The sequence below is a fragment of the Sanguibacter gelidistatuariae genome, from assembly GCF_900096585.1.
Lineage (GTDB): Bacteria > Actinomycetota > Actinomycetes > Actinomycetales > Cellulomonadaceae > Sanguibacter > Sanguibacter gelidistatuariae.
Genome location: NZ_FMYH01000003.1, coordinates 373055 through 398925, shown reverse-complemented (window position 1 = coordinate 398925; position 25871 = coordinate 373055). Strand labels below are relative to the sequence as shown.

Sequence of the window (25871 nt, the reverse complement as noted above, 5' to 3'; positions counted from 1 at the left end):
CCCGTGTCCGTGCGCCTATCATCACTGACCCGCGGGACCTGCCTCGGCCAACACACCGTGCAGGGGTGCACGAGGCAGTCAGAGGCCCCCGTCGTACGTCGACGCGTCCATACCGAGCGACTCGCCGTCAGCATCACGGCCGGCATCGTGGCCGGCATCGAAGCGGGCATCGTCGTCGACCTCGACGGCCCCTTCCTCGGCGAGGGCCGCACGGATGCTAGCCATGGCAACGCCGGAGGAATAGCCTTTGCGACCGAGCGCACCCAAGGCACGACGGATACGGGTGTCGGGGCTCAGCCCCTGTGTCCGGCGCAGACGCGCCCGCGCGATCTCGAGCGCCGCAGCGCTCTCGTCGTCGTCGTCGAGCTGGTCGAGCGCCGCCGCGGCGATGTGTACCGGGATCCCCTTGCGGCTGAGCTCCTGGGCGATCGCCCGACGGGACTGCTTCTTCTCTGCGAACCGGGTGCGCACGATCATCGCGGCGAGCTCGGCGTCATCGAGCAGTCCCACCTGCTCGAAGCGGTCGAGGAGCCGGCAGATGATGGCCTCGTCGACCTCCTTCGCGGCCAGGCGCTCCTCGACCTGCGCCCGGCTCTTGGGCGCGGCCGTGAGCATGCGCAGGGCGAGATTCCTGGCCCGCTCTTCCTGCTCCAGCGGGCTCGATGGTGGCGCGGGGGTCACGGACGTCTCCTCTTCCCCAGGAGAACGTTGACGTGACCCCCGCGTCGAGTGGCGCATCGGACTCAGGCGTCGGCCTTCTTGGCCTTGGCCGCTGCGGCAGTCGACTTCTCGGCAGGTGCTGCCGGGGCGGCCTCGGCGGGCGCGTCGACACGCGCCCCGACGCCAAGCTTCTCCTTGATGCGCTTCTCCAGCTCGTTCGCGAGGTCGGGGTTGTCTCGCAGGAAGCCGCGAGCGTTCTCCTTGCCCTGACCGAGCTGGTCACCGTCGTAGGTGAACCAGGACCCGGACTTGCGCACAAATCCGTGCTCGACGCCCATGTCGATCAGGCCACCCTCGCGCGAGATGCCCACGCCGTAGATGATGTCGAACTCGGCCTGCTTGAAGGGCGGGGCCATCTTGTTCTTGACGACCTTGACACGGGTCCTGTTGCCGATCGGCTCGGTGCCCTCCTTGAGGGTCTCGATCCGGCGGATGTCCAGGCGGATGGAGGCGTAGAACTTGAGCGCCTTGCCACCCGTCGTGGTCTCAGGGGACCCAAACATGACGCCGATCTTCTCGCGCAGTTGGTTGATGAAGATCGCGGTCGTGCCGGACTGGCTGAGTGCCCCGGTGATCTTGCGCAACGCCTGCGACATCAGGCGGGCCTGCAGACCGACGTGGCTGTCACCCATCTCGCCCTCGATCTCGGCCTTGGGTACGAGCGCCGCGACGGAGTCGATGACGATGACGTCGATCGCCCCGGAGCGGATGAGCATGTCAACGATCTCGAGCGCTTGCTCCCCCGTGTCCGGCTGGGAGACCAGGAGCGCGTCCGTGTCGACGCCGAGCTTCTTGGCGTAGTCCGGGTCGAGGGCATGCTCGGCGTCGATGAAGGCGGCGATGCCGCCGTTGCGCTGTGCGCTGGCGACGGCGTGCAGGGCGAGCGTGGTCTTACCGCTCGACTCCGGTCCGTAGATCTCCACGACGCGGCCGCGGGGCAGGCCACCGATGCCGAGCGCGACGTCGAGCGCGATCGACCCGGTGGGGATGATCTCGACGGGTGCGCGCCCCTGGTCGCCGAGACGCATGATGGAGCCCTTGCCGAAGTTGCGGTCGATCTGGGCGAGAGCCGCTTCGAGGGCCTTCTCGCGATCTGCTGGTGCGGGCATGTCTGCCACCTCTACGTCTGGGAGCGGGATCCCGCTCGGTGTGGTGCCTGAAGTTGTCTACGGTCTCGACGCTACGTCCAGCCACTGACATTCCCGCCTTGCCGCTGCGGCGGTGTGGACGACGCCTGACGACGATCGACCTGTGATCGATCGTAGCCGAACATCTGTTCGAGCGCTATGCCCGGGCGTCCGAAGTTCGTCAGCGGGGCGGCGGAGCCTGCCGGTTGACGTCGTGTCCCCAGCGCTGGGCGTCGGGGACGTCCATCGCGTCGCACAGCGCGTGCCATACCTCGCGGGGCTCGACCCCGTCCTCGATCGACTGTTCGACCGTCCTGTCCCCCAGGGCGCTCAGCACCTGGTCGGCGGCCAGCGTCCGGCCATAGGTCGGCCCGAAGACCTCGTCGACAAGCTGCCAGAATTCTCGGTTTCGCACGCTCTAGGGTGCCACGCCCGCGGGCCTCCCGTCGCATGCCACCTCACCGCGCACGTCCGAACGTCGCCTGTCGGTGGTACCGGCGACAATGACTGTGTGCTGACCCACACCGACGCAACCGAGGACGACCACCACGACGACACGGGTGACGACACGAGTGATGTCACCCGCGACGCCGAACAGCCGGCCAACTCGCTGCCGGCCAACTCGCTGCGCCGCTTCGCACCCGCGACCGCGGCGTGGTTCACCGGCGCTCTGGGCGCACCCACACCAGCCCAGGCCGGCGCCTGGGCTGCCGTGGCCGCCGATCGCCACGCCCTCGTCGTCGCACCGACCGGATCGGGGAAGACCCTCGCGGCTTTCCTCTGGGCGCTCGACCGGCTTCTCGACCCGGCCACGCCCGAGCCGGAGCCGGTCCGCCGGTGCCGGGTCGTGTACGTCTCCCCGCTCAAGGCCCTCGCCGCGGACGTCGAGCGCAACCTGCGTGCCCCTCTCGCGGGGATCGCCGCGGCCGCCGCACGCCGCGGGGAGACGATCCGTACGGTCACGATCGGCACACGGACCGGGGACACCCCGCCGTCCGAGCGGCGAAGGTTCGCCCTCGCTCCCCCAGACATCCTCATCACCACCCCGGAGTCCCTCTTCCTTATCCTCACCTCAGGGGCCAGAGCCGGGCTGAGCGGCGTCGACACGGTCATCATCGACGAGATCCACGCCGTCGCGGGGACCAAACGGGGCGCGCACCTGGCTGTGTCCCTGGAGCGTCTTGACGAGCTCACCGACGCGCCGGTCCAACGCATCGGCCTGTCCGCCACGGTGACGCCGGTCGAGGCCGTGGCATCCTTCCTCAGCGGGCATCGACCTCTGACCGAGGGAGGGCGCGTGGTCGACGTCGTGCAACCAGCCTCGACGAAGCGGATCGAGATCGACGTCGTCGTCCCGGTCCCGGATCTGGGCGACCTGGCCGCCGCGCCCGCTCCGCAGCCGTCCCGCGGGCGGAGGGCTGCAGGCGGCGCGACCAATGGTGCAGGACTCGGCCCGGGAACCGGCGCAGACGATCCCGCCGCCCCGCGCCCCATCCGGCCCTCGGTGTGGCCGCACGTGGAAGAACGCGTCGTCGACCTGGTCACCCAGAACCGGTCCACCCTGGTCTTCACGAACTCCCGGCGCGGGGCCGAGCGCCTCACGACCCGGATGAACGAGGTGTGGGCCGAACGTCAGGGCGAGGAGGTCAGCGACCCCGGCGAGCGCCACGCGGCCCACGTCCAGGCGCAGTCGGGGGCCGCCGCGGGCCTTCCACCGGTGCTCGCGCGCGCCCATCACGGGTCGATGAGCCGCGCCGAGCGCACAGTGACCGAGACCGAGCTCAAGGAGGGCCGTCTGCCCTCGGTCGTCTCGACCTCCTCGCTCGAGCTGGGCATCGACATGGGCTCGATCGATCTGGTCGTCCAGATCGGCGCGCCGCCCTCGGTGGCCAGCGGGCTCCAGCGGGTGGGCCGCGCCGGGCACCAGGTCGGCGCGGTCTCGCGCGGCGTGATCTTCCCGATGCACCGCGGCGACCTCGTGCCGTGCGTGGTGATCGCCGAGCGGATGCGGACGGGCTCGATCGAGGCCCTCGCCCCGCTGAACAACCCGCTCGACGTCCTCGCCCAGCAGATCGTCGCCATGGTCGCGGTCGCGGACCGCACGGTCGACGACGTGGCCCGCCTCGTCCGGCGGTCGGCGCCGTTCGCCGCCCTTGGCGACGGCGTCCTGCACGCCGTGCTCGACATGCTCTCCGGCCGGTACCCGAGCGAGGACTTCGGGGAGCTGCGAGCGCGCCTGGTGTGGGACCGGACGACCGGCCGTCTGACGGCCCGCCCCGGTGCGCTCCGCCTCGCCGTGACGAGCGGGGGAACCATCCCCGACCGCGGGCTCTACGGCGTGTTCCTCGCTGCGGGGGCTGACGGCGCACCCGACGACCGGCGGGCACGCGGCGGCAAGCGGGTGGGCGAGCTCGACGAGGAGATGGTCTACGAGTCCCGGGTCGGTGACACCTTCACCCTCGGATCGAGCACCTGGCGGATCGAGGACATCACCCACGACCGCGTGCTGGTCACCCCGGCCCCCGGCGTGCCCGGCCGGCTGCCGTTCTGGAAGGGCGACTCCCCCGGCCGCCCGGCCGAGCTGGGCCGCGCGATCGGCGCCTGGCTGCGCGAGGCGACCACGGACGTGGGCGCGGCTGTCGTCGCTGGCGCGCCGTCTCCCTGGCCAGGGCTGGACGCCTGGGCCGGAGACAACGTCCGGTCCTACCTCACCGACCAGCTGACCGCGACGGGTGTGCTGCCCGACGACCGCACGATCGTCGTCGAACGGTTCCGCGACGAGCTCGGCGACTGGCGCGTCGTCATCCACTCCCCCTTCGGGGCGAAGGTCCACGCCCCGTGGGCCCTCGTGCTGGCGGCCCGGATCCGCGACCGGTTCGGGATCGACGCAGCGACCATGCACTCCGACGACGGGATCGTGCTGCGGCTCCCAGACCTGGGCGACCAGCCGACCGGGCCAGGGTCCCTAGGCGCGGCCGACGGCGCCGGGTCCGGCGGTCCGTCAGGCACTGCGTCCGGCAGCGCATCCGGCTCGAGCACCCTCGACCTGACCGACCTGCTCATCTCCCCCGAGGACGTCCAGACCGACATCCGCCGCGAGCTCGGGCAGTCGGCGCTCTTCGGCGCACGATTCCGCGAGGCCGCCGCGCGCGCCCTGCTGCTGCCCAGGCGCCGCCCGGACCAGCGCCAGCCGCTGTGGCAGCAGCGCCAGCGCTCCGCCCAGCTCCTCGCGGTGGCCTCGGCCTACCCAGACTTCCCGATCGTCCTCGAGGCGGTCCGGGAATGCCTCCAAGAAGACTTCGACATCGCCTCCCTCACCGCGCTCATGGCCGAGCTCGAGGACGGGCGCATCCAGGTCGTGGAGGTCTCCACCCCCTCGCCGTCGCCCTTCGCCCAGTCCCTGCTCTTCGGCTACACGACCCAGTTCATCTACGACGGGGATGCCCCGCTCGCCGAGCGACGGGCCGCCGCGCTCACCCTCGACCCGGACCTGCTCGCCGAGCTGCTCGGCCAGGACGGCCAGGCGCAGATCGCCGACCTGCTCGACCCGGCGGCCGTGACGCGCACCGAGGCGGAGCTGGGGGGCCTGGCCGAAGACCGCCAGGCCCGCAGCGCCGAGGACGTTTGGGACCTGCTGCGTCGCATGGGCCCGCTGACCACGTCCGACGTCGCGGATCGCACCCGCGAGCCGGTACGCCCCGACGTCGCGGGGTGGCTGTTCGCCCTGGAGGCTGACCGTCGGGTCTTCCGGCTCGTCGGTCCCGGCCCGGGAGGTCCCGACGCCGGGCAGCAGTCAGCCGGCACCGGGCAGCGGGAGGGCGATCCCGATGGCGCCCGGTGGGCGGTCGTCGAGGATGCCGGGCGGCTGCGCGACGCCCTCGGGGTCGCCGTCCCCGCCTGGGTCCCGGAGGTCTTCACCACACCCGTGCCCGACGCCGTGGGCGACCTGGTCCGCCGGTTCGCCCGGACCCACGGTCCGTTCACCGCCCGGCAGCTGGCCTCCGCCCTCGGGATCGGCGTGGCGGTGGTCGAGCCGGTCCTGCGTCTCCGCGTGACCGAGCGGGTGCTCGTCGCCGGGCGCCTGCGTCCAGATGTTCTGCGTGGCCCAGGCGGCACGGGAGAGGACTTCTGCGATGCGGACGTGCTGCGCACCCTGCGGCGTCGCTCCCTCGCCGCGCTGCGCGCCGACGTCGAACCCGTGCGGCAGGAGACCCTCGGGGCGTTCCTGCCCCGGTGGCAGTCCGTCGGGGCGCTGCGCGGCACGGAGGGCTTGTTCCGGGTCGTCGAACAGCTCGCAGGTGCGGCGCTGCCGGCGTCGGCCGTGGAGTCGCAGATCCTTCCGGCGCGGGTCGCGGACTACTCCCCCGCGATGCTCGACGAGCTGACCACGTCAGGTGAGGTCCTCTGGTGCGGGCACCGGGAGCTGCCGGGGACGCGCGGCGGCAAGGATGCGCTGATCAGCCTGCACCTGGCCGAGTCGGCGCCGCTCACGCTGCCGGCGCTCGATCCGGACCTGGTCGAGTCCACCCGGCCTGACCTGCACGTGCGGCTGCTCGACCTGCTCTCCCGCTCGGGCGGATTCTTCCTCGGCCAGCTCGCGACATCGGTCGACGCCCCCGTGCCCGAGACCCTGGCGGCTCTCTGGGACCTCGTCTGGGCCTCCCTCGTGACGAACGACGGGCTCGGCCCCGTCCGCAGCCGACTCGGACAGCGCACTTCCGGTATCCGCTCGCCCGCCCGCTCGGTCGCCCGGCCGCGTCCGATGGGCCGGCGTCCGCACCTGGCGTCGTTGTCTCCACCCACCGGTATCCGCTCCGGACCGGGTGGGGCCTACGGCCTTCCAGGCGATCCGGGGGGCGGCGGTCGATGGTCGGCACTGCCGCCCCGCGAGGGGAACCCGACGCTGCGCACCCATGCGCAGGCCTTGATCCTGCTCGACCGGCACGGGGTGCTCACTCGGGCGGTGGCCGCATCGGAGAACATGTCCGGCAGCTACGGGGACATCTACCGCGTCCTGGGTTCCTTGGAGACCGCCGGACGGGTCCGCCGCGGCTATTTCGTCGAGCACCTGGGCGGCTCGCAGTTCGCACTGCCCGGCGCCGTCGACCGGCTGCGCACCACGGACGGGGAGCTTGTCCTCGAACGTGCACGGGGTGCGTCGCTGACCACGACGTGCCTGGCGTCGACCGACCCTGCCAACCCGTACGGCGCCGCGCTGGCCTGGCCGGCGTCCACCCCCACCGGCGAGCTCACGGCCGGGCACCGACCGGGTCGCAAGGTGGGGGCATCCGTCGTGCTCGCGGCCGGCGAGCTTGTCTTCTACCTCGAGCGGGGCGGGCGCAGCCTGCTGACCTTCACCGACGACCAGTGCCTGCTCGACGCCGGGGCTCGGGGGCTGGCCGCGGCGATCTCGGCCGGGCATCTGGCCACGGTCCGCCTCCGGACCATCGATGGCAACGACGCCCTGCTCGGGGCGTCTGGGATCGATCGTCCCGCCCCGTTGGCGGCGCTCCTCGGAGCCGGATTCGGCGCGACCCCATCGGGGATCCGGCTCGCTCGGTGAGGCGCTCGGGGACGCCACCCGCTCCGGGACGTGACTGAGCCCCCTGCCACTGTGTGGCAGGGGGCTCAGATGGAGCTGATGGGTGCGGACTCAGCCGATGGGCTGCAGAGCTTTGCCTGCGTGGCTCATCGCCGAGTGGTGGCGGCCCATGGCCGCAAGGTCGGCCGGAACCGTGTCAGGGATGACCAGGCCTTCGGCGATCGCAATACGCTCGCTGACCTCACGCAAGATCAGTGAGAGCGGACGGTCCAGTGCTTCACAGATCGAACCGAGCAACTCTGACGAGGCTTCCTTCTGACCGCGCTCGACCTCGCTCAGGTATCCGAGCGAGACGCGAGCCGCCGAGGACACCTCTCGGAGCGTTCGTCCCTGCAGCTGGCGGGAATCTCGGAGAACATCCCCGATCTCCCGACGTAGTAGAACCATGTGACGACCCCCTCTCGTGCCCTGTGCTTCGTGTGGTCTTGTCGCCGTCGCCGAGAGCGCCTGTCGGGTCCCGGAGATGACTGTGTTCCTCCTACCGTACCCTGACGGCCCTGCAAGAGGCCCTTCGGAGGCCTCGCCGGTGCCAAACCTTGACCGTTTCATCACATTGGCTGGTCGCTCTCCACCGCGGCTGATCATCACACCCTGTCCAACGCCGAACAGATCAGCCTTGTTCCCACGTGCCCGTGTCAGCGCCCGTACCCTCGGCCGTGCCAGCATCAGCATCCGCATCGGTGCCCGTCAGAACGTCGCCAAGAAGCGCGAGCGCCGCACGCACCGTCGCGGCTCGCACGGCCCCCCGGTCGCCGGGCACGGCCAGGGCCTGCACCCGGGACAGGCGACCGCACACGTCCACGGCGATGAATACGGTGCCGGGCACCCGGCCGTTCTGGGGGTCCGGCCCGGCCACCCCGGTCGTGGACACCCCGACGTCGGCTCCCATCCGGTGCCGGATGCCTGCCGCCATCTGGCCTGCGACCTCCGGGTCGACCGGTCCTCGAGCCTTGAGCAGCCCGGGGTCGACACCCAGCAGGGTGGACTTGAGATCCGTGGCGTAGGCGACGATCCCGCCGCGGAACACCGCCGACGCACCGGGCACGTCAACGATCTCAGCGGCCAGCAGCCCACCGGTGAGCGACTCGGCGACCGCGAGGCTGCGACCCGAGCGCTTCAGCAGCTCGAGCACCTCTACAGCGGGCATCGTCCCTGTCATGGCCGCGACCGGCTCACGCCGGCTTGGACGCCCCAGCCGCCCGGGCCCCCCGGGTGACCTGCCAGCCCTTGACCGCGTAGTCGATCCCGGTCACGACCGTCACGACGAGCGCTAGGCCCATCACCGCGGCACCCACCCACGTGACGACGTCCGGCAGGTGGTCGATCGGCAGCAGAAGGATGGCGATGGCCACCGACTGCAGGACGGTCTTGAGCTTTCCTCCGCGGGAGGCCGGCATGACCACGTACCTCAGCACGAGGAACCGCATGGCGGTGATCCCCAGCTCGCGGACGAGGATCACGATCGTCACCCACCACCACATGTCCCCGAGCCAGGACAGCAGCACCAACGCCGTGCCGATGAGCACCTTGTCCGCGATCGGATCGAGGATCTTTCCGAGGTCGGTGACGAGATTGTTCCGCCGGGCGAGATAGCCGTCAAGGCGGTCCGTGGCGGCGGCGAGGCCGAAGATCGCGGTAGCCACCAGCCGCCACGTGACGGTGTGTCCGCCGTCGGCCAAGAGCGCCCATGCGAACACGGGGACCATGGCGATGCGCGCCATGGTGATGATGTTCGGAGCATTCCACGGCGAGGCAGTCTGTGACGTCACCACCCAAGCGTAGGCGCACTTGCTGCACTTCAGACGCATGAACCAGTAGTGTCAGCGCGTGAACAGACGGCATGCTCGCGCGCAGCGCACCCGGCCCTGGGGTTTCATCGCGGCGAGCGGGGCGATCGCCTGTGCCGTCGCAGCCGCGGCCACCGTGATCGCGCTGCAGCCGGGATCCGACGGTTCCCAGGCCGCGACCGGGCCGGCACCGTCCTCGTCTGCATCGACGCCCGTCGATCCGGCGCCAACCACTGACCCGACTCCCGAGCCGACCCCTGAGCCCGTCCCCGATGCGGAGTTCACCATCGTGGCCGCCGGTGACGTGCTGCCGCACATCCCGGTGCTGGCGTCGGCGAAGTCGGGCGGCTCCTACGACTTCTCCCCGCTGTTGGCCGACCTCGACCCCTGGATCGCGGGCGCCGACCTGGCGCTGTGCCACTTCGAGGTCCCGGTCGCCCCGGCCGGGGTCGCCCCGTCGGGCTATCCCATGTTCGGGACGGTCGCCGCCCTCGTCGACGATCTCGCCGCCCAGGGCTGGGACGGCTGCTCGACCGCCTCGAACCACTCGGTCGATCGTGGCTTCGGCGGCCTGCAAGCCACCCTCGACGCCTTCGACGGTGCGGGCCTCGGGCACGTAGGCACCGCTCGGACAGAGCGCGAGGCCCAGGAACCTCAGCTCTACACGCTCGAGCGCGCGGGGCAGGCGATCACCGTGGCCCAGCTCTCGGCCACCTACGGGACCAACGGGCTCCCGGTGCCGTCCGACGCGCCGTGGTCGGTCCAGCTCATCGATGCCGACGAGATCGTCGCCCAGGCCGTCGCCGCCCGCGAAGCTGGTGCCGACCTCGTCGTGGTGAGCATGCACGCGGGGACGGAGTACCGCACCGACCCAACTCCCGAGCAGGTCGCGCTGGCTACCGCGCTGGCCGCCTCCGGCGAGATCGACCTGTACATCGGACACCACGCACACGTCCCGCAGCCGATCGAACTGCTGCCCGGCGGGCGCGAGGGCCAGGGCATGTGGGTCGCGTACGGCCTGGGGAACATGATCTCCAACCAGGACACGGCCTGCTGCGTCGCAGCGACCGCCTCCGGTCTGCTGGTCACCGCGACCGTCGTCAAGCCTGCGGACGGCCCGGCACGGGTCTCCGGGGTCGAGTGGACCGCGCTGGGTGTCGACCGCGTCGGCGGTCACCGTGTGCACCTCCTGCACGCCGCCGCCTACGGGACCAACCCCGGCACGCTCTCCTCGGCGCAGTGGCAGGATCGCTACGACGCGCTCCGAGCGGCGGTCGGGACGCAGGCCCCCGAACGTGTCGCCGCTCCGGTCGCGACGGGGGACCCCGCAACCGTCGTGCAGCGGATGCCGCCCGGCTGACCTGCGAGGCTGACCTACGCGGCCGGCCCGCGTGGCCGGCTTACCAGGGTCACCCCTCCGGGAACACCCCGGGGAGGTACCCGCATCTCAGGTCAGCGGACCGGCCCGGTCCATCCGTCGTCGTCGGTGTCGGCGCTGTCGTGGTAGTCGACAGCCTCCGGCGGCATGTTCGCGCTGAGGTCCTCGTAGCGGGCGCCCAAGTCGCCGCCACCCAGATCGGCCCCGGCGTCTCCGCCGCCGCCCCGCAGCATCTCCAGCGTGCCGGGCAGGTCGTCCGGCTGGACGAGCACGTCGCGGGCCTTCGATCCCTCTGAGGGGCCGACGATCTCGCGCGACTCGAGCAGGTCCATGAGCCGACCGGCCTTGGCAAAACCGACGCGCAGCTTGCGCTGCAGCATCGACGTCGAGCCGAACTGGCTCGTGACGACAAGCTCGGCGGCCTGCAGCAGCAGGTCGAGGTCGTCTCCGATGTCGTCGTCCACCTGCTTCTTCGTCGCGACCACGGCCACGTCCGCGCGGTAGACGGGCTTGAGCTGAGCCTTGACGTGCTCGACGACGGCATGCACCTCGCTCTCGCCCACCCACGCACCCTGCACGCGGATCGGCTTGGACGCCCCCATCGGCAGGAAGAGCGCGTCTCCCTGACCGACGAGCTTCTCGGCACCCGGCTGGTCCAGGACCACCCGGGAGTCGGCGAGCGACGACGTCGCGAAGGCAAGCCGCGAGGGGACGTTCGCCTTGATCAGACCGGTCACCACGTCGACGCTCGGTCGCTGCGTGGCAAGCACCAGGTGGATGCCCGCGGCGCGGGCGAGCTGGGTGATGCGCTGGATGGACGCCTCGACGTCGCGCGGGGCGACCATCATGAGGTCCGCGAGCTCGTCGACCACGACGAGCAGGTACGGATACGTGGCGATCTTGCGCTGGGAACCGGGCAGCGGCTTGATCTTGCCGGCCTTCACCGCGGCGTTGAAGTCGTCGATGTGCTTGTACCCGAACATCGCGAGGTCGTCGTAGCGGGCGTCCATCTCCCGGACCACCCACTCCAGGGCCTCGGCAGCCTTCTTCGGGCTCGTGATGATCGGGGTGATGAGGTGCGGGATGCCCTCGTAGATCGTCAGCTCGACGCGCTTGGGGTCGACGAGCACCATGCGCACCTCATCGGGCGTGGCTCGCATGAGGATCGAGGTGATCATCGAGTTGACGAAGCTCGACTTGCCCGCGCCGGTCGCCCCGGCGACAAGGATGTGCGGCATCTTCGCGAGGTTCGCGACGACGTACCCACCCTCGACATCCTTGCCGACGCCGATGATCATGGGGTGCTCGCTGCGGCGGGCGACCGCCGAGCGCAGCACGTCACCGAGCACGACGGTCTCGCGGTCGGTGTTGGGGATCTCGATACCGATCGCCGACTTGCCCGGGATCGGGGACAGGATGCGCACGTCGGCGCTCGCGACCGCGTAGGCGATGTTCTTGCTCAGGGCGGTCACCCGCTCGACCTTGATGCCCGTGCCGACCTCGACCTCGTAGCGGGTCACGGTCGGTCCGCGGGTGAAGCCGGTCACCTTCGCGTCGATGTCGAACTGCTCGAAGACTCCCGTGAGCGACTCGACCACCCGGTCGTTGGCGGCCGAGCGCAGCTTGTGCGGGGCGCCCTTGACGAGCACGTTCTCGTCCGGGAGCACGTAGACCGTGTCGCCGTCGAGCATCGGCTGCTCGCCGCGGGGCAGGGCCGTGGTGGGGGGCGCGTCGAGGGTCCGGTCCACCGCGACAGCGATCGCGGCGGTCGCCACCTCGGACGAGCCGGGACCGCCGCCGTGCGCCGGGCCGGCAGGTGAAGACCCGAGCAGGTCGGTCTCCGGCTCGCCGTACTCGTCGCCGGAGCCTGCGCGGCTGCTCGCGGCGCGGGCGTCGCGTGCGTAGGCCTCGCTGTCCAGGACCGCACTCTCGAGCAGCTCCCGCTCGAGGGCGGCCGCCCGTTCGAAGGCCTCGTCACCGACGTAGCCGCCCGGCAACAGCTCGGTGGCGCTGTCGTCACCGGCGCTCTCGGGGCGGGGCTTGCGAGGCAGCTTCATCCGGCGGCGCGGCTTGACCAGAGTCTCCTCCGAGCCGTCGTGACGGAGTACGCCCTCGGCCAGGTCGAGCCCGCCGTCGTCGTCGTTCTCGGTCGCTGCGTCCGCGGCCGCCTCGGTCGCGGCGCGGTCGTGCCCGGTCAGCCGGTCGTAGGCGCCACGCACCCGCTCGGGGATCGCGTGGACCGGGGTCGCGGTCACGACGAGCACGCCGAAGAAGGCGAGAAGCAACAGCACAGGAATCGCGATCCAGACCGTCAGCAGCGCCACGAGCGGCTGCCCGACGGCGAATCCCACGATCCCGCCCGCCTCACGCAGGCCGTCAAAACCGTCGGCGATGTCGGGGCGGCCGGACTTGATGTGCACGATCCCGCAGACCGCCAGGGTGATCGCGGTCAGCCCGATCGTCACGCGAGAGGTTGCCTCTCGCTTATCCGGGTGGCGCATGATCCGCACGGCCATGCCGAGCAGGACGAGCGGCAGTACGACGGCCACGACGCCGAAGGTCCCGCCCACCACGACGTGCAGCGCGAGACCGGCCGAGCCCTCGACCCCCCACCACTCTCGGGCGGCGATCACCAGTGCGAGGGCGAGGAGCAAGAAGGCGAGCCCGTCCCGGCGATGTGCAGGGTCCAGGCCGCGAGCATCGCGTCCGACCCGTCGAGCAGTTCCGCCCACGAGGTGTGCAACTCCCATCCATGCGCCGCGTACGGCTCTGATCGGCCACGGGCGCCTGGCCGGGGAAGCCTTCGCGGCAGTGGTCGGCTTCTTTGCGGCGGTGGCCGGCTTCTTCGCCGCGGAGTTGCCCGCAGCCGGTTTCCCACCTCGCCCGCCCGCGGACGAACTCGAACGCTGGGAGGGTGTCGCACGGGTGGCCATGCGTGCCAATCTAGTCGCGGGGCACCGTCCAGCGCCGGATTCCGGGGGTGCGTGTCCGCCCGAGCGCACCCGGATGGGACACGCAGAAGGCCACCTGCCGGGCAGGTGGCCTTCTGAATCGTGCCTTCAGCCAAGGATCAGGAGAGGGCGAAGTAGCCTTCCGAGTTCCCCTTGTAGTCGGCCCAGGACTCGACCCGCCACACGCCGCCAGCGACCTGATCGGCCGGAACGGTGATGCACATGTTCCCGGTGGCCGAGGCCCCGGTGTACAGCTCCTGGTAGAGGTCGAGCTCGTTGGGCAGGTTCGCGTAGCCGCACTTGTCGTCGTAGGTAGTTCCCGCGGCGCTCACGAAGACCCAGTCGAGGTCGCCGACCGAGCTGCGGTCTTCACCGGTGAAGGCGACGGTAGCGGGCGCCATCACGTAGACGAACCCGGCCTCGGGCTGGTAGTAAGCGTCTGCCTGGGCTGAGATCTCCGCCCAGGCGTCGAGGTTGGCGGCGCCCATCGACACGGTCCAGGACGTGAACGTCGCCTGCTCACTAGGAGCGAGCGGGACCGCCCGGGTGCCGTTGTCGGCCGAACCCGTCGCGGAGTCGGTCGGCTCGTCCGTCGCCTTGTCGGTCGCCTTGTCGGTGGCCTTGTCCGTCGCCTTGTCCGTGGCCTTGTCGGTGGCCTTGTCGGTCTTCTTGCCCGTCGCCGTCGCCGTCGCGGTCGCCTTGTCCTTCGGCTTGTCCTCGCCGCCCAGGACACCCGTGGCGAACAGCACGCCAAAGATGGCCGCGAGCGCCACGATCGCGATGATCACGGGGATCAGCCACTGCTTGCCACCGGACCGCGGACCGGCGGGCGGCAGGCCGCCCGGTGCCCCCGGACCGCCCTGCCACTCGCCGGGCGGCGGGATGCTCGGCGCGCCGAAGCCGCCCTGCGCAGGTGCCTGTCCGCTGAAAGGTGACGGCGCCGAGTCGGCCTGCTTGTCGAAGGGCGACTGACCGCCCGGGGCGGAGAACGTCTGCGTCGGCGCGCCTGCCTCGGGTCCGGCGAACCGGCCGACGTCGGGCTGGTCCGTGGCAGGAGGCACGGGACCACCGAACGGCGCGGCCGCGTCGTCGATCCACAGCTGCCATCCGGGAGGCGGCGCGGGCCACGACGGGTCGGGTGCCCAACCGGCGGGGGGCGTCCAGCCGTCAGGCGCGGGCGGCCATCCCGGGGGTGGGTTGAATCGTGCAGCCATGAAAGGCCCCTTCCAACAGCGGTGCGCAGAGCGCGGGTGACGTCGACGTGAACTCGGCGACCGCCGGACGGCTGGTCCGGTCAACAGAAGATTCCGGATCAGGCTACACGCGGGCACCCAGCGAATCGACGAATGTTCGCACATGACGCATGGGGACAACTCCCCACCCGGATCAGCCCGCTCGCCTCAGCCGGTCGCCTCAGACTGTCGCGACGACCGAGACGATCATCGGCCTGCGTCGCAGGCTCCCCCAGACCCACCGCCCAACCGACCTCCGCATGGTCTGCTGGAGCTGGTGGACGTCGATGGCGCCGGGTGTGGCCACCACCTCGAGGTCGGTCACGATCTGTGCGCGGATCTCCTCGTAGACGCCGGGCTCCTCGGCGATCCCGCGGGCGACGACGTGGGGGCCGGAGGCGACGAGCCCGGTCTCCTCGTCGATCACGACGAAGAAGGAGAGGAACCCTTCCGTACCGAGCACCAGCCGGTCCTTGAGCTCGGACTCCGTCAGCAGCCCCACGCTGGCGCCGTCGACGTAGACGTAGTCGCACGGCACCGCCCCGACGACGGATGCCCGGCCGTCGCGCAGGTCGATCACCACGCCGTCCTCGACGACGACCACCCGCTCGGTCGGGACCCCAGAGGCGACGGCCAGGGCCGCGTTGGCGACCAGGTGGCGGGGCTCCCCGTGCACCGGCATGACGTTCTTCGGGCGGACGACGTTGTAGCAGGTGAGCAGCTCGCCCGCGCTCGCGTGCCCCGAGACGTGCACCTTGGCGTTGCCGCCGTGCACGACCCGCGCGCCACGCCGGGTGAGGCCGTTGATCACGGAGAAGACCGCGTTCTCGTTGCCGGGGATGAGGGAGGAGGCCAGGATCACCGTGTCCCCCGGACCCACCCGGATCTTGTGCTCGCCCTTGGCGATCCGGGACAGGGCCGCCATCGGCTCCCCCTGCGAGCCGGTGCACATCAGGACGACCTCTGTGCTGGTCAGCGCGTCGGCCTGGGCGGCGTCGACGAGCAGCCCGTCCGGGACGTGGAGGTAGCCGAGGTCGGCCGCGAGTGCCATGTTCCGCACCATCGACCGGCCGACGAAGGCGACCCGGCGGCCATGGCGGGCCGCGGCGTCGAGCACCTGCTGGACACGGTGCACGTGGGAGGCGAAGGACGCCACGACGATGCGCTGGTGGGAGGCCGCGAAGACGGAGTCGAGGACCGGCCCGATCTCCCGTTCGGAGGCGAGGAAGCCGGGGACCTCGGCGTTGGTGGAGTCGACCATGAAGAGGTCGACCCCCCGCTCGCCGAGCCGCGCGAAGGCGCCCAGGTCGGTCATCCGCCCGTCGAGAGGCAGCTGGTCCATCTTGAAGTCCCCGGTGTGCAGGACCGTCCCGGCCGTGGTGGTCACGGCGACCGCGAGCGCGTCGGGAATGGAGTGGTTGACCGCCACGAACTCGCAGGAGAACTCGCCCAGCTGCGCGTGGTCCCCCTCGGCGACCTGGTGCAGCACCGGGGCGATGTGGTGTTCCGTGAGCTTGGCCTCGATGAGAGCGAGGGTCAGCCGGGAGCCCACCAGGGGGACATCCGGGCGGAGCCGGAGCAGGTATGGGACGGCCCCGATGTGGTCCTCGTGCCCGTGGGTGAGGATCACGGCCTGAATGTCGTCGAGGCGGCCGGAGATGTAGCTGAAGTCCGGGAGGATGACGTCGACCCCGGGCTGGTCCTCCTCGGGGAAGAGCACCCCGCAGTCGATGACCAACAGCTGGCCGCCATGCTCCAGGACCGCCATGTTGCGACCCACCTCGCCCAGCCCACCGAGCGCGACGATGCGCATGGTCCCGTCCACGAGCGCCGGCGGAGGCACGGTGGGACGGGCGAAGGGGGTCGGGACGGTCATGATGCCTCCACGGCGAGGGCGGAGCTGGGCTGTCGGGGTCGGGCTGGGCAGTCGGTCGGGCGCGAGACCGGACCGGCTCAGACCAGCCCGACGCCGCCCAGCGCCTCGCGGACCAGCGCGACCTCGGCGCGGGTGGCCGCTACCTGAGGCAGGCGTAGGGACATGTTCGGGATCAGCCCGAGCTCGGCCAGGGCCGCCTTGACCATCACGACGCCGAAGCCGGCGCCCATGATCGCGTCGATCACCGGGATGATCGCGCTGAACTGCGTGGCGGCGCCGTTGTGGTCACCGCTGCGGAAGGCGTCCCCGATCGCGGCGAGCCTGGGCCCGACGACGTGGCCGACGACCGAGACCAGCCCCACTGCTCCGTGGGCGAGGAACGCGAGGAAGAGGGAGTCGTCGCCGCTGTACCAGGCGAGATCCGTGCGCCTCATGTTGCCGGCGGCCGCGTAGACGTCACCGGTCGCGTCCTTGACCGCCACGATCTTCTCGTGCGCGCTCAGCCGCTCATAGGTCTGGGGTGCCAGGCGCACGCCCGAGCGGCCGGGGATGTCGTAGAGCATGACCGGCAGGTCGGTCGAGTCCGCGATCGCCACGGTGTGCTGGTAGATGCCCTCCTGGGAGGGGCGTGAGTAGTAAGGGTTGACGACGAGCAGCCCGTGCGCCCCGGCCTCGGCGGACTGTTCCGCCATCCGGATCGAGTGGTCGGTGTCGTTGGAGCCGGCACCGGCGACGATCACGGCGCGGTCCCCGACGGCGTCGACGACGGCCCGGACGAGGTCCGCCTTCTCGGGGGCGTGCGTGGTGGGTGACTCCCCCGTCGTGCCGTTGAGCACAAGACCGTCGTGACCGTTGTCCACGAGATGCACGGCCAGCGTGACCGCGGCTTCCAGGTCGACGGTCCCATCTGTCGCGAAGGGTGTCACCATCGCGGTGAGCAAGGTTCCGAACGGGCGGGTCTGCGTGGAAGGAAGCACCATGGCCTAAAACTACCGCGAGCGCGGCCCTCGCGTGTACGCCTGTCCATCGCGCCCCGCGGTGCGAGCCCCCCAGAGCGGCGCACACCGGTGCGGTGCGCCCCGGTCTGGGACTGTTGCCGATACCCTGTCCGGGGTCGCTCACGTCTGCGGACGCGGCGTCCTGTTCCCGGTGCGCGCTGCGCGCACCACGCCGCAGCCTCAGAAGGGCACCACCATGGCGCATCAGATCAGCCGCCGCCACCTGCTGAGCGTCTCGGCGCTGACCGCGGTCACCGCCGCAGCCGTCGTCGGCGCGGCAGGGCAGCAGCCCGTGGTCCGCGCGCCGCGCAAGTCGCCCAGCGACCGGGTCCCACCCCGCCGGGAGTCCGCGACGGGCACGAGCGGGACCGATGTGTTCTGGCGGATGCAGACCGTCGACCAGCTCGTCGCGCTGACCTTTGACGACGGCCCGGACCCGCGCTGGACCCCGATGGTCTTGTCCGCTCTCGCCGACCACGGCGCTCAGGCCACGTTCTTCCAGATGGGCAAAGCCGTCCGCAAGCACCCGGAGGTGACCCGGGCGGTCCACGACGCCGGGCACGAGGTCGCGAGCCACACCGCTGAGCACAAGGACCTCACCGATCTGGACTACGACCAGATCTGGGACAACCTCACGCTCACCCATGAGGCGATCGTCGACGCGATCGGCACCCCGCCCACCCTGCTGCGGCCGCCGTACGGGCGCATCGACTCCCTCGGGCTGTTCGCGGCCGCCGAGCTCGGCTACCGGGTCGCGATGTGGTCCCACCACCTGCCGACCTGGGAGGCCGAGGCCGCCGTCGACCACAACATCGCCACCGCGAGCCCGGGCATGATCATCCTGTGCCACGACGGCCGCGGGACGCCCGAAGACTCCCTCTACGTCGCGGTGCGCCGACTGCTGGGCGAGCTCACCAAGGATGGGTACACCTTTGTCACAGTCTCAGACATGCTCGCGGCGCAGCAGGCCCGCGCGTCGTAGGCCGCACTGCCCCTGAACGGCGTTCAGGGGCAGTCAGTCCGTCCGCGTGAACCTCAGGAACCGGTATCGCACGCCCGAGGCCGCGAGCCGCCAGCCCTCGCCGTCGCTGCCCTCGCCGGTCCCGTCAGCGCCGTCAGCGAGCACGGGGACCCCTGACCACTCCGGGCCGATCTCGGGCGCGTAGGCATCTCCGTCGACGTCGAGGTCGATCTCGGTGACGACAAGAAGGTCGGCCTCCGCGATCGTCGCGGCGTAGATCTGGGCGCCGCCGATGACCCACGTCCGCCTCTGCCCGGCTGCGGCGCGCCCAGCCTCGATGGAGGTGACCACGAGCGCACCCGGCGCCCGGTAGCCCGCCTGCCGGGAGACGATGATGTTGGTCCGGCCGGGCAACGGCCGGAAGCGCTCGGGCAGCGACTCCCAGGTGGCGCGGCCCATGAGGACCGGAGCGCCCGTCGTCGTGCGTCGAAAATGGGCGGCGTCCTCGGGGAGGTGCCACGACATGTCGCCGTTCGCGCCGATCACCCCTCCATTCGCCTGCGCCCAGATCAGAGCAAGAGCGTCGCTCATACGGCCACCGTCGCCTTGATCGCCGGGTGGTGCTGGTAGCCCTCGATCTGCACGTCCTCGAAGCGATAGTCGAAGAGTGAGGCGGCCTTGCCCAGCTCGAGGCGCGGGAAAGGGTACGGCTCACGGGCGAGCTGCTCGGTCACCTGGGCATGGTGGTTGTCGTAGACGTGGCAGTCCCCGCCCGTCCAGATGAAGTCACCGACCTCGAGGCCGACCTGCTGGGCGACCATGTGGGTGAGCAGCGCGTAGCTGGCGATGTTGAAGGGCACGCCGAGGAAGAGGTCGGCCGAGCGCTGGTAGAGCTGGCAGGACAGCCGCCCGTCCGCGACGTAGAACTGGAAGAAGGCGTGGCACGGCATGAGCGCCATCGCGTCGAGCTCGGCGACGTTCCACGCCGAGACGATCATCCGGCGAGAGTCGGGGTTGGTGCGCAGGGTCGCGAGCACCTGGGTGATCTGGTCGATGTGCTGTCCGTCCGGCGTCGGCCAGGAGCGCCACTGGACGCCGTAGACGGGGCCCAGCTCGCCGTCGGCGTCGGCCCACTCGTTCCAGATCCGGATGCCGTTCTCCTGGAGCCAGTGAACGTTGGACTCGCCACGCAGGAACCACAGCAGCTCCCCCACGACGGACTTGAGGTGCACCTTCTTGGTCGTCACGAGCGGGAAACCCTCGCGCAGATCGAAGCGCATCTGGTGGCCAAACACGCTGCGGGTGCCCGTCCCGGTGCGGTCGGACTTGGGCGTCCCGGTCTCCATCACCAGCCGTAGGAGGTCCTCGAACTGGTGCGGGGCGGTGGCATGATCGCGGGCGCTCGTCATGGCAGCCATCCTAGATCGACGGCGCATGCGCATGCGGACGACCGACCCACGCGGCGATACTGGGCAGATGGACTCCTCCGGCATCGCACCCTCCCTCGCCTCGCACCTGCCCACGGCGCTGCTGATCGACGGCGTGTGGGCTCCCGCCTCCACGGGCGCCACCTTCGAGGTGGGCAACCCAGCGACCGAGGAGACGCTCTTCGACGTCGCCGACGCGAGCCCCGTGGACGGTCTCCGCGCGCTCGACGCCGCGGCGGGCGCCGCGGCGGCGTGGCGCCGCACTCCCCCACGCGTGCGCTCGGAGGTGCTGCGGGACATATTCGATCGCGTCACCGCCCGCGCCGACGACCTCGCCACGCTGATCACCGCGGAGTGCGGCAAGCCGCTCGCGGAGTCCCGCACCGAGGTCGCCTACGGCGCGGAGTTCATCCGGTGGTACTCCGAGCAAGCGGTACGCTCCCCCGGCCTGGTGCGCGCTGCCCCGTCGGGCACGGGGACCCAGCTCGTGCGCAGCCGCCCGGTCGGGCCGGCGTTGCTCATCACACCCTGGAACTTCCCGCTCGCGATGGTCACCCGCAAGATCGCTCCGGCCCTGGCCGCCGGGTGCACCGTGGTGATCAAGCCCGCCCGGCTCACCCCGCTCACGACGCTGTACGTCGCCGAGATCATTCGGGAGGCGCTCGTGGCGCGCGGGCTGCCGGCCGGAGTCATCAACGTCGTCCCGACGTCGTCCTCGGCCGCGGTGACTGAGCCGATCCTGGCCGACCCGCGCCTGCGCAAGCTGTCCTTCACCGGGTCGACGCCGGTGGGGCAAGGGTTGCTGCGGTCGGCCGCGGCCGGGGTACTGCGCACGTCCATGGAGCTCGGTGGCAACGCGCCGTTCCTCGTCTTCGCCGATGCCGACCTCGACGCGGCGGTCTCCGGGGCGATGGTCGCCAAGATGCGCAACTCAGGTCAGACCTGCGTCGCGGCGAACCGCTTCCTCGTGCACTCCTCGGTCGCGGCGGAGTTCACCGACCGGCTGCGGGACGCCTTCGCCGCACTCGTGGTCGGTGACGGGTCGGTCCCCGAGGTGACGGTGGGCCCGCTCATCGAGGAGGGCGCGGTCGACAAGGTCGCCGCGGCCGTCCAAGGGGCCGTGGACGACGGCGCGCGCGTGCGGATCGGCGGGAACGCGCCGTCGGGCAAGGGGCACTTCTATCTCCCGACGGTGCTCAGCGACGTCTCGCCCGAGTCGCTCGTGGTGACCGAGGAGACCTTCGGGCCGGTCGCACCCGTCGTGACGTTCGGCTCCGAGGAGGAGGCGCTCGCGCTGGCCAACGCAACCGAGTACGGGCTCGTGGCGTACGCCTACACCCGGGACGTCGGCCGGGCGATGCGCCTGACGGAGGAGATCGAGGCCGGGATGATCGGCATCAACCGCGGCCTCGTCTCCGACGCGAGCGCTCCCTTCGGCGGCCTCAAGCACTCCGGCCTCGGCCGCGAGGGCGGGGAAGCCGGGATCGAGGAGTACCTGGAATCGGTGTACGTCGCGATGTGAGGCGGGAGTGTGAGGCGCGGTGCGGGGCCTGGGCGCTCCCGACCCCAAGGCGCCCCTCACGGTAGGGTCACCGCATGGCACTGTTCACAGAATCGGCTGACGTCTCCGTCCGCCCGGCCCAGCCCGAGGACGTCGAGGCGGTCACCGACGTCCAGCTTGCGGCCTGGCGGCTCTCGCACGACGGCGTGCTCGGCGAGCAAGTCATGGACTCCCTCGACGTCCCCCGCATGCGCGAGCAGTGGGCCGCGGCCATCACCGCTCCCCCGGGGCCTGGTTTTGCGGTGTTCGTCGCCTGCAACCGGGCCGACGTCGTCGGCTTCGCTGCGGTGGGGCCGGGACAGCTCGTCGCGCTCGAGGTGCTGCCCAGTGAGCAGCGCTCAGGCCACGGTTCGCGCCTGCTCTCGGCCGCCGTCGACCGCATCCGCTCCGACGGCGCCCAGGAGTTCAGCACCTGGGTGCTCGACGAGGACCCAGCCCGTGAGCAGTTCCTCGCCGGCGCGGGCCTGGGGCCCGACGGCCGACGCCGCTCGCTCGCCACCGGCGTCCGCGACGTCACCGAGTCCCGCTGGTCCGCGACTCTCTGACCCCGCTCGCCCCCACCAGCACTCAGCGGGTTCTTCGGGTTAGGGGGTTTTGTAGAGGCGGGCGGCGGTGCGTAGGGCGGCGCGAGCTCGCTTGCGGTCGCGGGCTGCGTCGTAGGCGAAGGCGACGTTGTACCAGGCCTTCCAGCTCCCCGGCTCGGCCTCGACCCGCTCACGCATGACGACGAAGGCCGCGTCGGCCGCGTCACGGTCGATCCGGCCACCGGGCGACCTGGGCAGGTCGTCAACCGGGAGCTCGCCCGACTGGGCAAGCTGGTCGGCCATCCGCTGGACGACCACGCCCAACCACCACTCGCGCGCGATGAGCCCGACGGCGAGCAGCGGGATGATGAGCACCCCGATGCCGATCGCGATCCCGACCGGCTCCCCGGTGCCCATGAGCGCGTGGGCGCGGCCCCAGATCGCGTAGATGTACAGGGCGAGGAGGGCCGTCACCGTTACCGCGCCAAGCAGCGCCTTCTTGTTCATCGTCGGCTCAGGTCAGGTCGAGGACGTTTTCCAGGCCCACGGTCAGGCCTGGACGGGTGACGACCTCGCGGACGGCGAGCAGCACGCCCGGCATGAAGGACACCCGGTCGAAGGAGTCCTGGCGGATGATCAGCTGCTCACCGACGTTGCCGAAGAGGATCTCCTCGTGGGCCACCAGCCCGCGCAGACGCACCGCGTGCACGCGGACGCCGTCGACGTCCGCGCCGCGGGCCTCGAAGCCCGACTCGGTTGCGTCCGGGCTGGGCGCGAGCCCCGCCTCGGCGCGCGCGGCGGCGATCGCCCTCGCGGTGTGCCGGGCGGTCCCGCTCGGCGCGTCGACCTTGTCCGGGTGATGCAGCTCGATGACCTCGGCGGACTCGAAGTAGCGCGCGGCCTTGGCCGCGAAGGTCATCGCAAGGACGGCGCTGAGGCCGAAGTTCGGGGCGATGAGCACCCCGAGCCCCTGGCTCGCGGGGCCCGCCTGGGCAAGATGCTCGGTGACCCGCGTACGGGACTCGTCCGTCCATCCGGTCGTGCCGACGACGGCGTGGATCCCGGCGTCGATGAGCGCGTGCACGTTGGCCTCGGTCACGGCGGGGATGGTGAAGTCGACCGCCACGTGGGCACCCGAGCCGGCCACGACGGAGAAGTCGTCACCCGCGTCGAAGCGAGCCACGAGCTCGAGGTCGGGGGCGGCCTCGACCGCCGCGCACACCGTCTGGCCCATGCGGCCCGCGGCGCCGAGCACCGCGACCTTGATCGTCTGAGAAGCTGATTCAGTCACCCGCCAAGAGTATCTGCAGGTGCGTGGTGGTCGGCTCCTGCGGAGTCGAGCATCAAGGTCAGCCCGCGTGATGTCGATGGATTGACGTGGCGACTATGGGTAGACGATGACAGCGGAGGTCACCTCAAGACAGTTCGTCGGTCGAGGGACTTCGAGGTGGTGGCTCATCTTCGCGATCCTCGCGCCGGCTACAGCCAGTGCCGCGACGGCCGCGACGCTCACATACCGGCAGGTCAGTGAATGGTTCGGGGCGTGGACCGAGCAGGCGACTCTCGTGGGCATCGACGCCGCGCTCCCGGCCTACGGCATCGCCCCACTCGACTACCTGCCCGCTGGGGCCACGATGGCTGCGCTCACCGTGCTCTGCACCGCGATCGGCGCCCAGCTGCTCACTCCGCGCCCGTGGCGCAGCGCAGCTGCGCTTGCAATCATCACCGCCGCGCTCGTGCTGAGCGACTCCGTCCTGCTGTCCGACGGCGTGTGGCTGCCCATCGCCTCGATCTGGGCGGGCACCGTCCTTCTGTGGAGTGAGGCCGTCTGGCGGGCGACGCCGCGACGGGATGCCAGTCCTCTGGGAGACCCCGCGCCCTCGGCCCCGCGCTCCAGCCGGGACGAGCTCGCCCGGTCGACGCACCACACCGTCACCGTATTCGCCGTCTTCATGCTGGCCATCGTCGTCGGGCTCATCATCTTCAGCGCTGTGGGCGGACTGCGGCTGTTCTTCTCTGATGGCCCACCCCGCTGGAGCGACCTGACCTACAGCGCTCCTGCGCACCTGGCGGCTCTCGCCATCTGGGCCGGGTGGTTGTCAGGCAGGCGGCAAGCTCGCGCGCACGCGACCACGTGGCGGATCGTCGCCTACGCAGGCATCGCCCTGGGCGCCGTGGAGGGCATCACCTACGTCGCCGACGACGGCTGGACCATGGCGATCCTCTCGGCGGTCGGTGTTGCCATCGCGACCAACCGTCAGCACCTGGCCGCCCGAGCCGAGAGGCTGCTCACTCTCTGATCGCACGACGCCACGATCGGCGGAGTCTGCTGGCACGAGAGACAACTGAGGCCGACCGCGTGCGCGGTCGGCCTCAGTACTGTGCTCGGATCAGAGCACGATCAGTCCCCGAAGGGCCCGACTCGCACGGTCGAGCGAGGACGGGAGGCGAGGTCCTTGGCCAGGGCCTGGACCTCCTCGCCCGTCACGGACCGGATCCGTTCGAGCGACTCGGCGACGCTGAGCAGCTCGCCGGTCACCAGGTCCGCCTTGCCCAGCCGGCTCATCCGCGAGCCGGAGTCTTCCAGCCCGAGCACCAGTCCGCCCGAGAGCTGACCGATGCTGCGCTCGAGCTCAGCCGTGGTGATGCCGGAGTCGGCGAGGCGTTCCAGCTCGCTCACCAGGAGCGCACTGACCTCGTCGACCTTTGCCGGGGTGCACCCGGCGTACAGCCCGAAGGTACCGATCCCGCCGTGGCCGGAGGCGAAGGAGTACGTCGAGTACGCTAGCCCACGCTTCTCGCGGATCTCCTGGAAGAGCCGCGAAGACATGCCACCACCAAGAACGGCGCTGAGCACCGACATGATGAAGCGGCGCTCGTCCGTGGCAGAGAGCCCGGTCGAGCCGATGACGACGTTCGCCTGTTCGACGCTACGCCGGATGGTGAGCTCGGTGCCGATCTCCCCCACGCCGGTGATGTCGCTCGAATCGCGCCGCGCGCGAGGCGAGGCGCCGTCGGCGAGGTCCCAGCCGCCGTCGGACAGCGCGGCCTCCACCTGGGTGCACAGGGCGTCGTGGTCCACGCCGCCCGCTGCGGAGATGACTAGCGTCTCCGGGCGGTAGTGCCACTTGTAGTGCTCCCAGACGGCCGCCCGCGGGACGGCGTTGATGGCATCTGGGGTGCCGCCGATGGGGCGTCCAAGGGCATGCCCGGCCAGAACGGCCGCAGCGAACTCCTCGTGCGCGACGTCGGAGGGGTCGTCGTCGTTCATGGCGAGCTCTTCGAGGATCACTCCTCGTTCGGTCTCGAGCTCCGCCTCGTCGATCCGGGCGGAGGTGACCATGTCGGTGATGACGTCGACCGCCATGGGCAGGTCGGAGTCGAGCACCCGCGCGTAGTACACGGTGTGCTCTTTGCCGGTGCCCGCGTTGGCCTCGCCGCCGACGGCGTCGAAGGCCTCGGCGATGTCCATCGCGGTGCGGCGCTGGGTCCCCTTGAACAGCAGGTGCTCAAGGAAGTGGGTCGAGCCGTAGTGGCCGCTGGTCTCGTCACGCGAACCAACACCCACCCAGGCACCGACCGTCGCTGAACGCAGGCCGGGCATGTGCTCGGTGAGCACCCGAACCCCGCCGGGCAGGACGGAGCGACGGATCGTCGCACCGTCCTGCCCGGCGGTCAGCTCGTTCTCCGGCGAACCGGCAGGGGCGAGCGGAAGGTTCCAGGGCAC

At 71.0% G+C, this 25871-nt stretch carries 21 protein-coding genes; 6 read left to right on the top strand and 15 right to left on the bottom strand.

Annotated elements, in window-relative coordinates; translation table 11 throughout:
• Positions 1–78 precede the first annotated feature (78 nt).
• The 3 genes from BLQ50_RS09525 to BLQ50_RS09515 form a co-directional block, all read right to left on the bottom strand.
• Positions 79–681, bottom strand: coding sequence for a regulatory protein RecX (locus BLQ50_RS09525; RefSeq protein WP_217629144.1), 603 nt, complete (start codon positions 679–681; stop codon positions 79–81).
• A gap of 62 nt (positions 682–743) precedes the next feature.
• Positions 744–1829 (bottom strand): recombinase RecA, encoded by a 1086-nt coding sequence (recA, locus tag BLQ50_RS09520; RefSeq protein ID WP_093183137.1) that lies wholly within the window; start codon positions 1827–1829, stop codon positions 744–746.
• Between the two features lie 199 nt (positions 1830–2028).
• Entirely contained in the window at positions 2029–2262 is a 234-nt protein-coding gene (locus tag BLQ50_RS09515) for a DUF3046 domain-containing protein (protein WP_093183135.1), read from the bottom strand.
• A gap of 195 nt (positions 2263–2457) precedes the next feature.
• Here BLQ50_RS09515 and BLQ50_RS09510 point away from each other — a divergent pair, with 195 nt between their 5' ends.
• Positions 2458–7410 carry a DEAD/DEAH box helicase gene (locus BLQ50_RS09510; protein WP_093183344.1) on the top strand — a complete coding sequence of 1651 codons (4953 nt, stop codon included), beginning with the start codon at positions 2458–2460 and terminating at the stop codon, positions 7408–7410.
• A gap of 90 nt (positions 7411–7500) precedes the next feature.
• Here BLQ50_RS09510 and BLQ50_RS09505 read toward each other — a convergent pair whose 3' ends face one another.
• The 3 genes from BLQ50_RS09505 to pgsA form a co-directional block, all read right to left on the bottom strand.
• Positions 7501–7836 carry a helix-turn-helix domain-containing protein gene (locus tag BLQ50_RS09505; RefSeq protein WP_093183133.1) on the bottom strand — a complete coding sequence of 112 codons (336 nt, stop codon included), beginning with the start codon at positions 7834–7836 and terminating at the stop codon, positions 7501–7503.
• Positions 7837–8059: 223 nt separating this feature from the next.
• Positions 8060–8596: a CinA family protein gene (locus BLQ50_RS09500; protein ID WP_093183131.1), complete on the bottom strand. Its 537-nt coding sequence runs from the start codon at positions 8594–8596 to the stop codon at positions 8060–8062.
• A 25-nt stretch (positions 8597–8621) separates the two neighbouring features.
• Positions 8622–9218 (bottom strand): CDP-diacylglycerol--glycerol-3-phosphate 3-phosphatidyltransferase, encoded by a 597-nt coding sequence (pgsA, locus tag BLQ50_RS09495; protein WP_281181319.1) that lies wholly within the window; start codon positions 9216–9218, stop codon positions 8622–8624.
• 58 nt (positions 9219–9276) lie between these two features.
• Here pgsA and BLQ50_RS09490 point away from each other — a divergent pair, with 58 nt between their 5' ends.
• Entirely contained in the window at positions 9277–10596 is a 1320-nt protein-coding gene (locus tag BLQ50_RS09490) for a CapA family protein (RefSeq protein ID WP_245701040.1), read from the top strand.
• Positions 10597–10688: 92 nt separating this feature from the next.
• Here BLQ50_RS09490 and BLQ50_RS09485 read toward each other — a convergent pair whose 3' ends face one another.
• The 4 genes from BLQ50_RS09485 to dapA all read right to left on the bottom strand — a co-directional run bounded on the left by BLQ50_RS09485 (position 10689) and on the right by dapA (position 17653).
• The gene (locus BLQ50_RS09485) at positions 10689–13364 is read right to left on the bottom strand and encodes a DNA translocase FtsK (RefSeq protein WP_093183127.1); all 2676 of its coding nucleotides are present in this window, start codon (positions 13362–13364) and stop codon (positions 10689–10691) included.
• A 320-nt stretch (positions 13365–13684) separates the two neighbouring features.
• Entirely contained in the window at positions 13685–14779 is a 1095-nt protein-coding gene (locus BLQ50_RS09480) for a hypothetical protein (protein WP_093183125.1), read from the bottom strand.
• A gap of 199 nt (positions 14780–14978) precedes the next feature.
• Positions 14979–16673: a ribonuclease J gene (locus BLQ50_RS09475; protein WP_093183124.1), complete on the bottom strand. Its 1695-nt coding sequence runs from the start codon at positions 16671–16673 to the stop codon at positions 14979–14981.
• Positions 16674–16750: 77 nt separating this feature from the next.
• Positions 16751–17653, bottom strand: coding sequence for a 4-hydroxy-tetrahydrodipicolinate synthase (dapA, locus tag BLQ50_RS09470; RefSeq protein WP_093183122.1), 903 nt, complete (start codon positions 17651–17653; stop codon positions 16751–16753).
• 214 nt (positions 17654–17867) lie between these two features.
• Between dapA and BLQ50_RS09465 the strand changes: the two genes are divergently transcribed.
• Positions 17868–18653: a polysaccharide deacetylase family protein gene (locus BLQ50_RS09465; RefSeq protein WP_139185792.1), complete on the top strand. Its 786-nt coding sequence runs from the start codon at positions 17868–17870 to the stop codon at positions 18651–18653.
• A 33-nt stretch (positions 18654–18686) separates the two neighbouring features.
• Here the strand turns inward: BLQ50_RS09465 and BLQ50_RS09460 are convergent, their stop codons facing one another.
• Complete coding sequence (locus tag BLQ50_RS09460) at positions 18687–19223, bottom strand: dihydrofolate reductase (protein ID WP_093183119.1); 537 nt, start codon at positions 19221–19223, stop codon at positions 18687–18689.
• A complete protein-coding gene (locus BLQ50_RS09455) occupies positions 19220–20041 on the bottom strand; it encodes a thymidylate synthase (protein WP_093183118.1) in 822 nt (273 codons plus the stop codon). The genes BLQ50_RS09460 and BLQ50_RS09455 overlap by 4 nt, the downstream gene beginning before the upstream one ends.
• 67 nt (positions 20042–20108) lie before the next feature.
• Here BLQ50_RS09455 and BLQ50_RS09450 point away from each other — a divergent pair, with 67 nt between their 5' ends.
• A complete protein-coding gene (locus BLQ50_RS09450) occupies positions 20109–21581 on the top strand; it encodes an NAD-dependent succinate-semialdehyde dehydrogenase (protein ID WP_093183340.1) in 1473 nt (490 codons plus the stop codon).
• A 74-nt stretch (positions 21582–21655) separates the two neighbouring features.
• Entirely contained in the window at positions 21656–22165 is a 510-nt protein-coding gene (locus BLQ50_RS09445; protein WP_093183116.1) for a GNAT family N-acetyltransferase, read from the top strand.
• A 39-nt stretch (positions 22166–22204) separates the two neighbouring features.
• Here BLQ50_RS09445 and BLQ50_RS09440 read toward each other — a convergent pair whose 3' ends face one another.
• Together BLQ50_RS09440 and dapB are read right to left on the bottom strand one after the other, a co-directional pair.
• The gene (locus BLQ50_RS09440) at positions 22205–22651 is read right to left on the bottom strand and encodes a hypothetical protein (protein ID WP_093183114.1); all 447 of its coding nucleotides are present in this window, start codon (positions 22649–22651) and stop codon (positions 22205–22207) included.
• A gap of 7 nt (positions 22652–22658) precedes the next feature.
• Positions 22659–23435 (bottom strand): 4-hydroxy-tetrahydrodipicolinate reductase, encoded by a 777-nt coding sequence (gene dapB, locus BLQ50_RS09435; protein WP_281181318.1) that lies wholly within the window; start codon positions 23433–23435, stop codon positions 22659–22661.
• A 106-nt stretch (positions 23436–23541) separates the two neighbouring features.
• Between dapB and BLQ50_RS09430 the strand changes: the two genes are divergently transcribed.
• Positions 23542–24444, top strand: a complete 903-nt coding sequence (locus tag BLQ50_RS09430; protein ID WP_093183113.1) for a hypothetical protein — start codon at positions 23542–23544, stop codon at positions 24442–24444.
• Positions 24445–24545: 101 nt separating this feature from the next.
• On the opposite strand, the gene BLQ50_RS09425 is transcribed toward BLQ50_RS09430, so the two are convergent.
• Entirely contained in the window at positions 24546–25871 is a 1326-nt protein-coding gene (locus BLQ50_RS09425) for a M16 family metallopeptidase (protein ID WP_093183111.1), read from the bottom strand.

Excerpts from the sequence above, each read along its gene's own strand:
- BLQ50_RS09450 (WP_093183340.1), top strand. The coding sequence starts at position 20,109 with ATGGACTCCTCCGGCATCGCACCCTCCCTCGCCTCGCACCTGCCCACG.
- BLQ50_RS09465 (WP_139185792.1), top strand. The coding sequence starts at position 17,868 with ATGGCGCATCAGATCAGCCGCCGCCACCTGCTGAGCGTCTCGGCGCTG.
- BLQ50_RS09505 (WP_093183133.1), bottom strand. The coding sequence starts at position 7,836 with ATGGTTCTACTACGTCGGGAGATCGGGGATGTTCTCCGAGATTCCCGC.
- recA (WP_093183137.1), bottom strand. The coding sequence starts at position 1,829 with ATGCCCGCACCAGCAGATCGCGAGAAGGCCCTCGAAGCGGCTCTCGCC.
- dapA (WP_093183122.1), bottom strand. The coding sequence starts at position 17,653 with ATGGTGCTTCCTTCCACGCAGACCCGCCCGTTCGGAACCTTGCTCACC.
- BLQ50_RS09455 (WP_093183118.1), bottom strand. The coding sequence starts at position 20,041 with ATGACGAGCGCCCGCGATCATGCCACCGCCCCGCACCAGTTCGAGGAC.
- BLQ50_RS09460 (WP_093183119.1), bottom strand. The coding sequence starts at position 19,223 with ATGAGCGACGCTCTTGCTCTGATCTGGGCGCAGGCGAATGGAGGGGTG.
- BLQ50_RS09500 (WP_093183131.1), bottom strand. The coding sequence starts at position 8,596 with ATGCCCGCTGTAGAGGTGCTCGAGCTGCTGAAGCGCTCGGGTCGCAGC.
- BLQ50_RS09440 (WP_093183114.1), bottom strand. The coding sequence starts at position 22,651 with ATGAACAAGAAGGCGCTGCTTGGCGCGGTAACGGTGACGGCCCTCCTC.
- BLQ50_RS09445 (WP_093183116.1), top strand. The coding sequence starts at position 21,656 with ATGGCACTGTTCACAGAATCGGCTGACGTCTCCGTCCGCCCGGCCCAG.
- BLQ50_RS09480 (WP_093183125.1), bottom strand. The coding sequence starts at position 14,779 with ATGGCTGCACGATTCAACCCACCCCCGGGATGGCCGCCCGCGCCTGAC.
- BLQ50_RS09430 (WP_093183113.1), top strand. The coding sequence starts at position 23,542 with ATGACAGCGGAGGTCACCTCAAGACAGTTCGTCGGTCGAGGGACTTCG.
- BLQ50_RS09485 (WP_093183127.1), bottom strand. The coding sequence starts at position 13,364 with ATGGGAGTTGCACACCTCGTGGGCGGAACTGCTCGACGGGTCGGACGC.
- BLQ50_RS09475 (WP_093183124.1), bottom strand. The coding sequence starts at position 16,673 with ATGACCGTCCCGACCCCCTTCGCCCGTCCCACCGTGCCTCCGCCGGCG.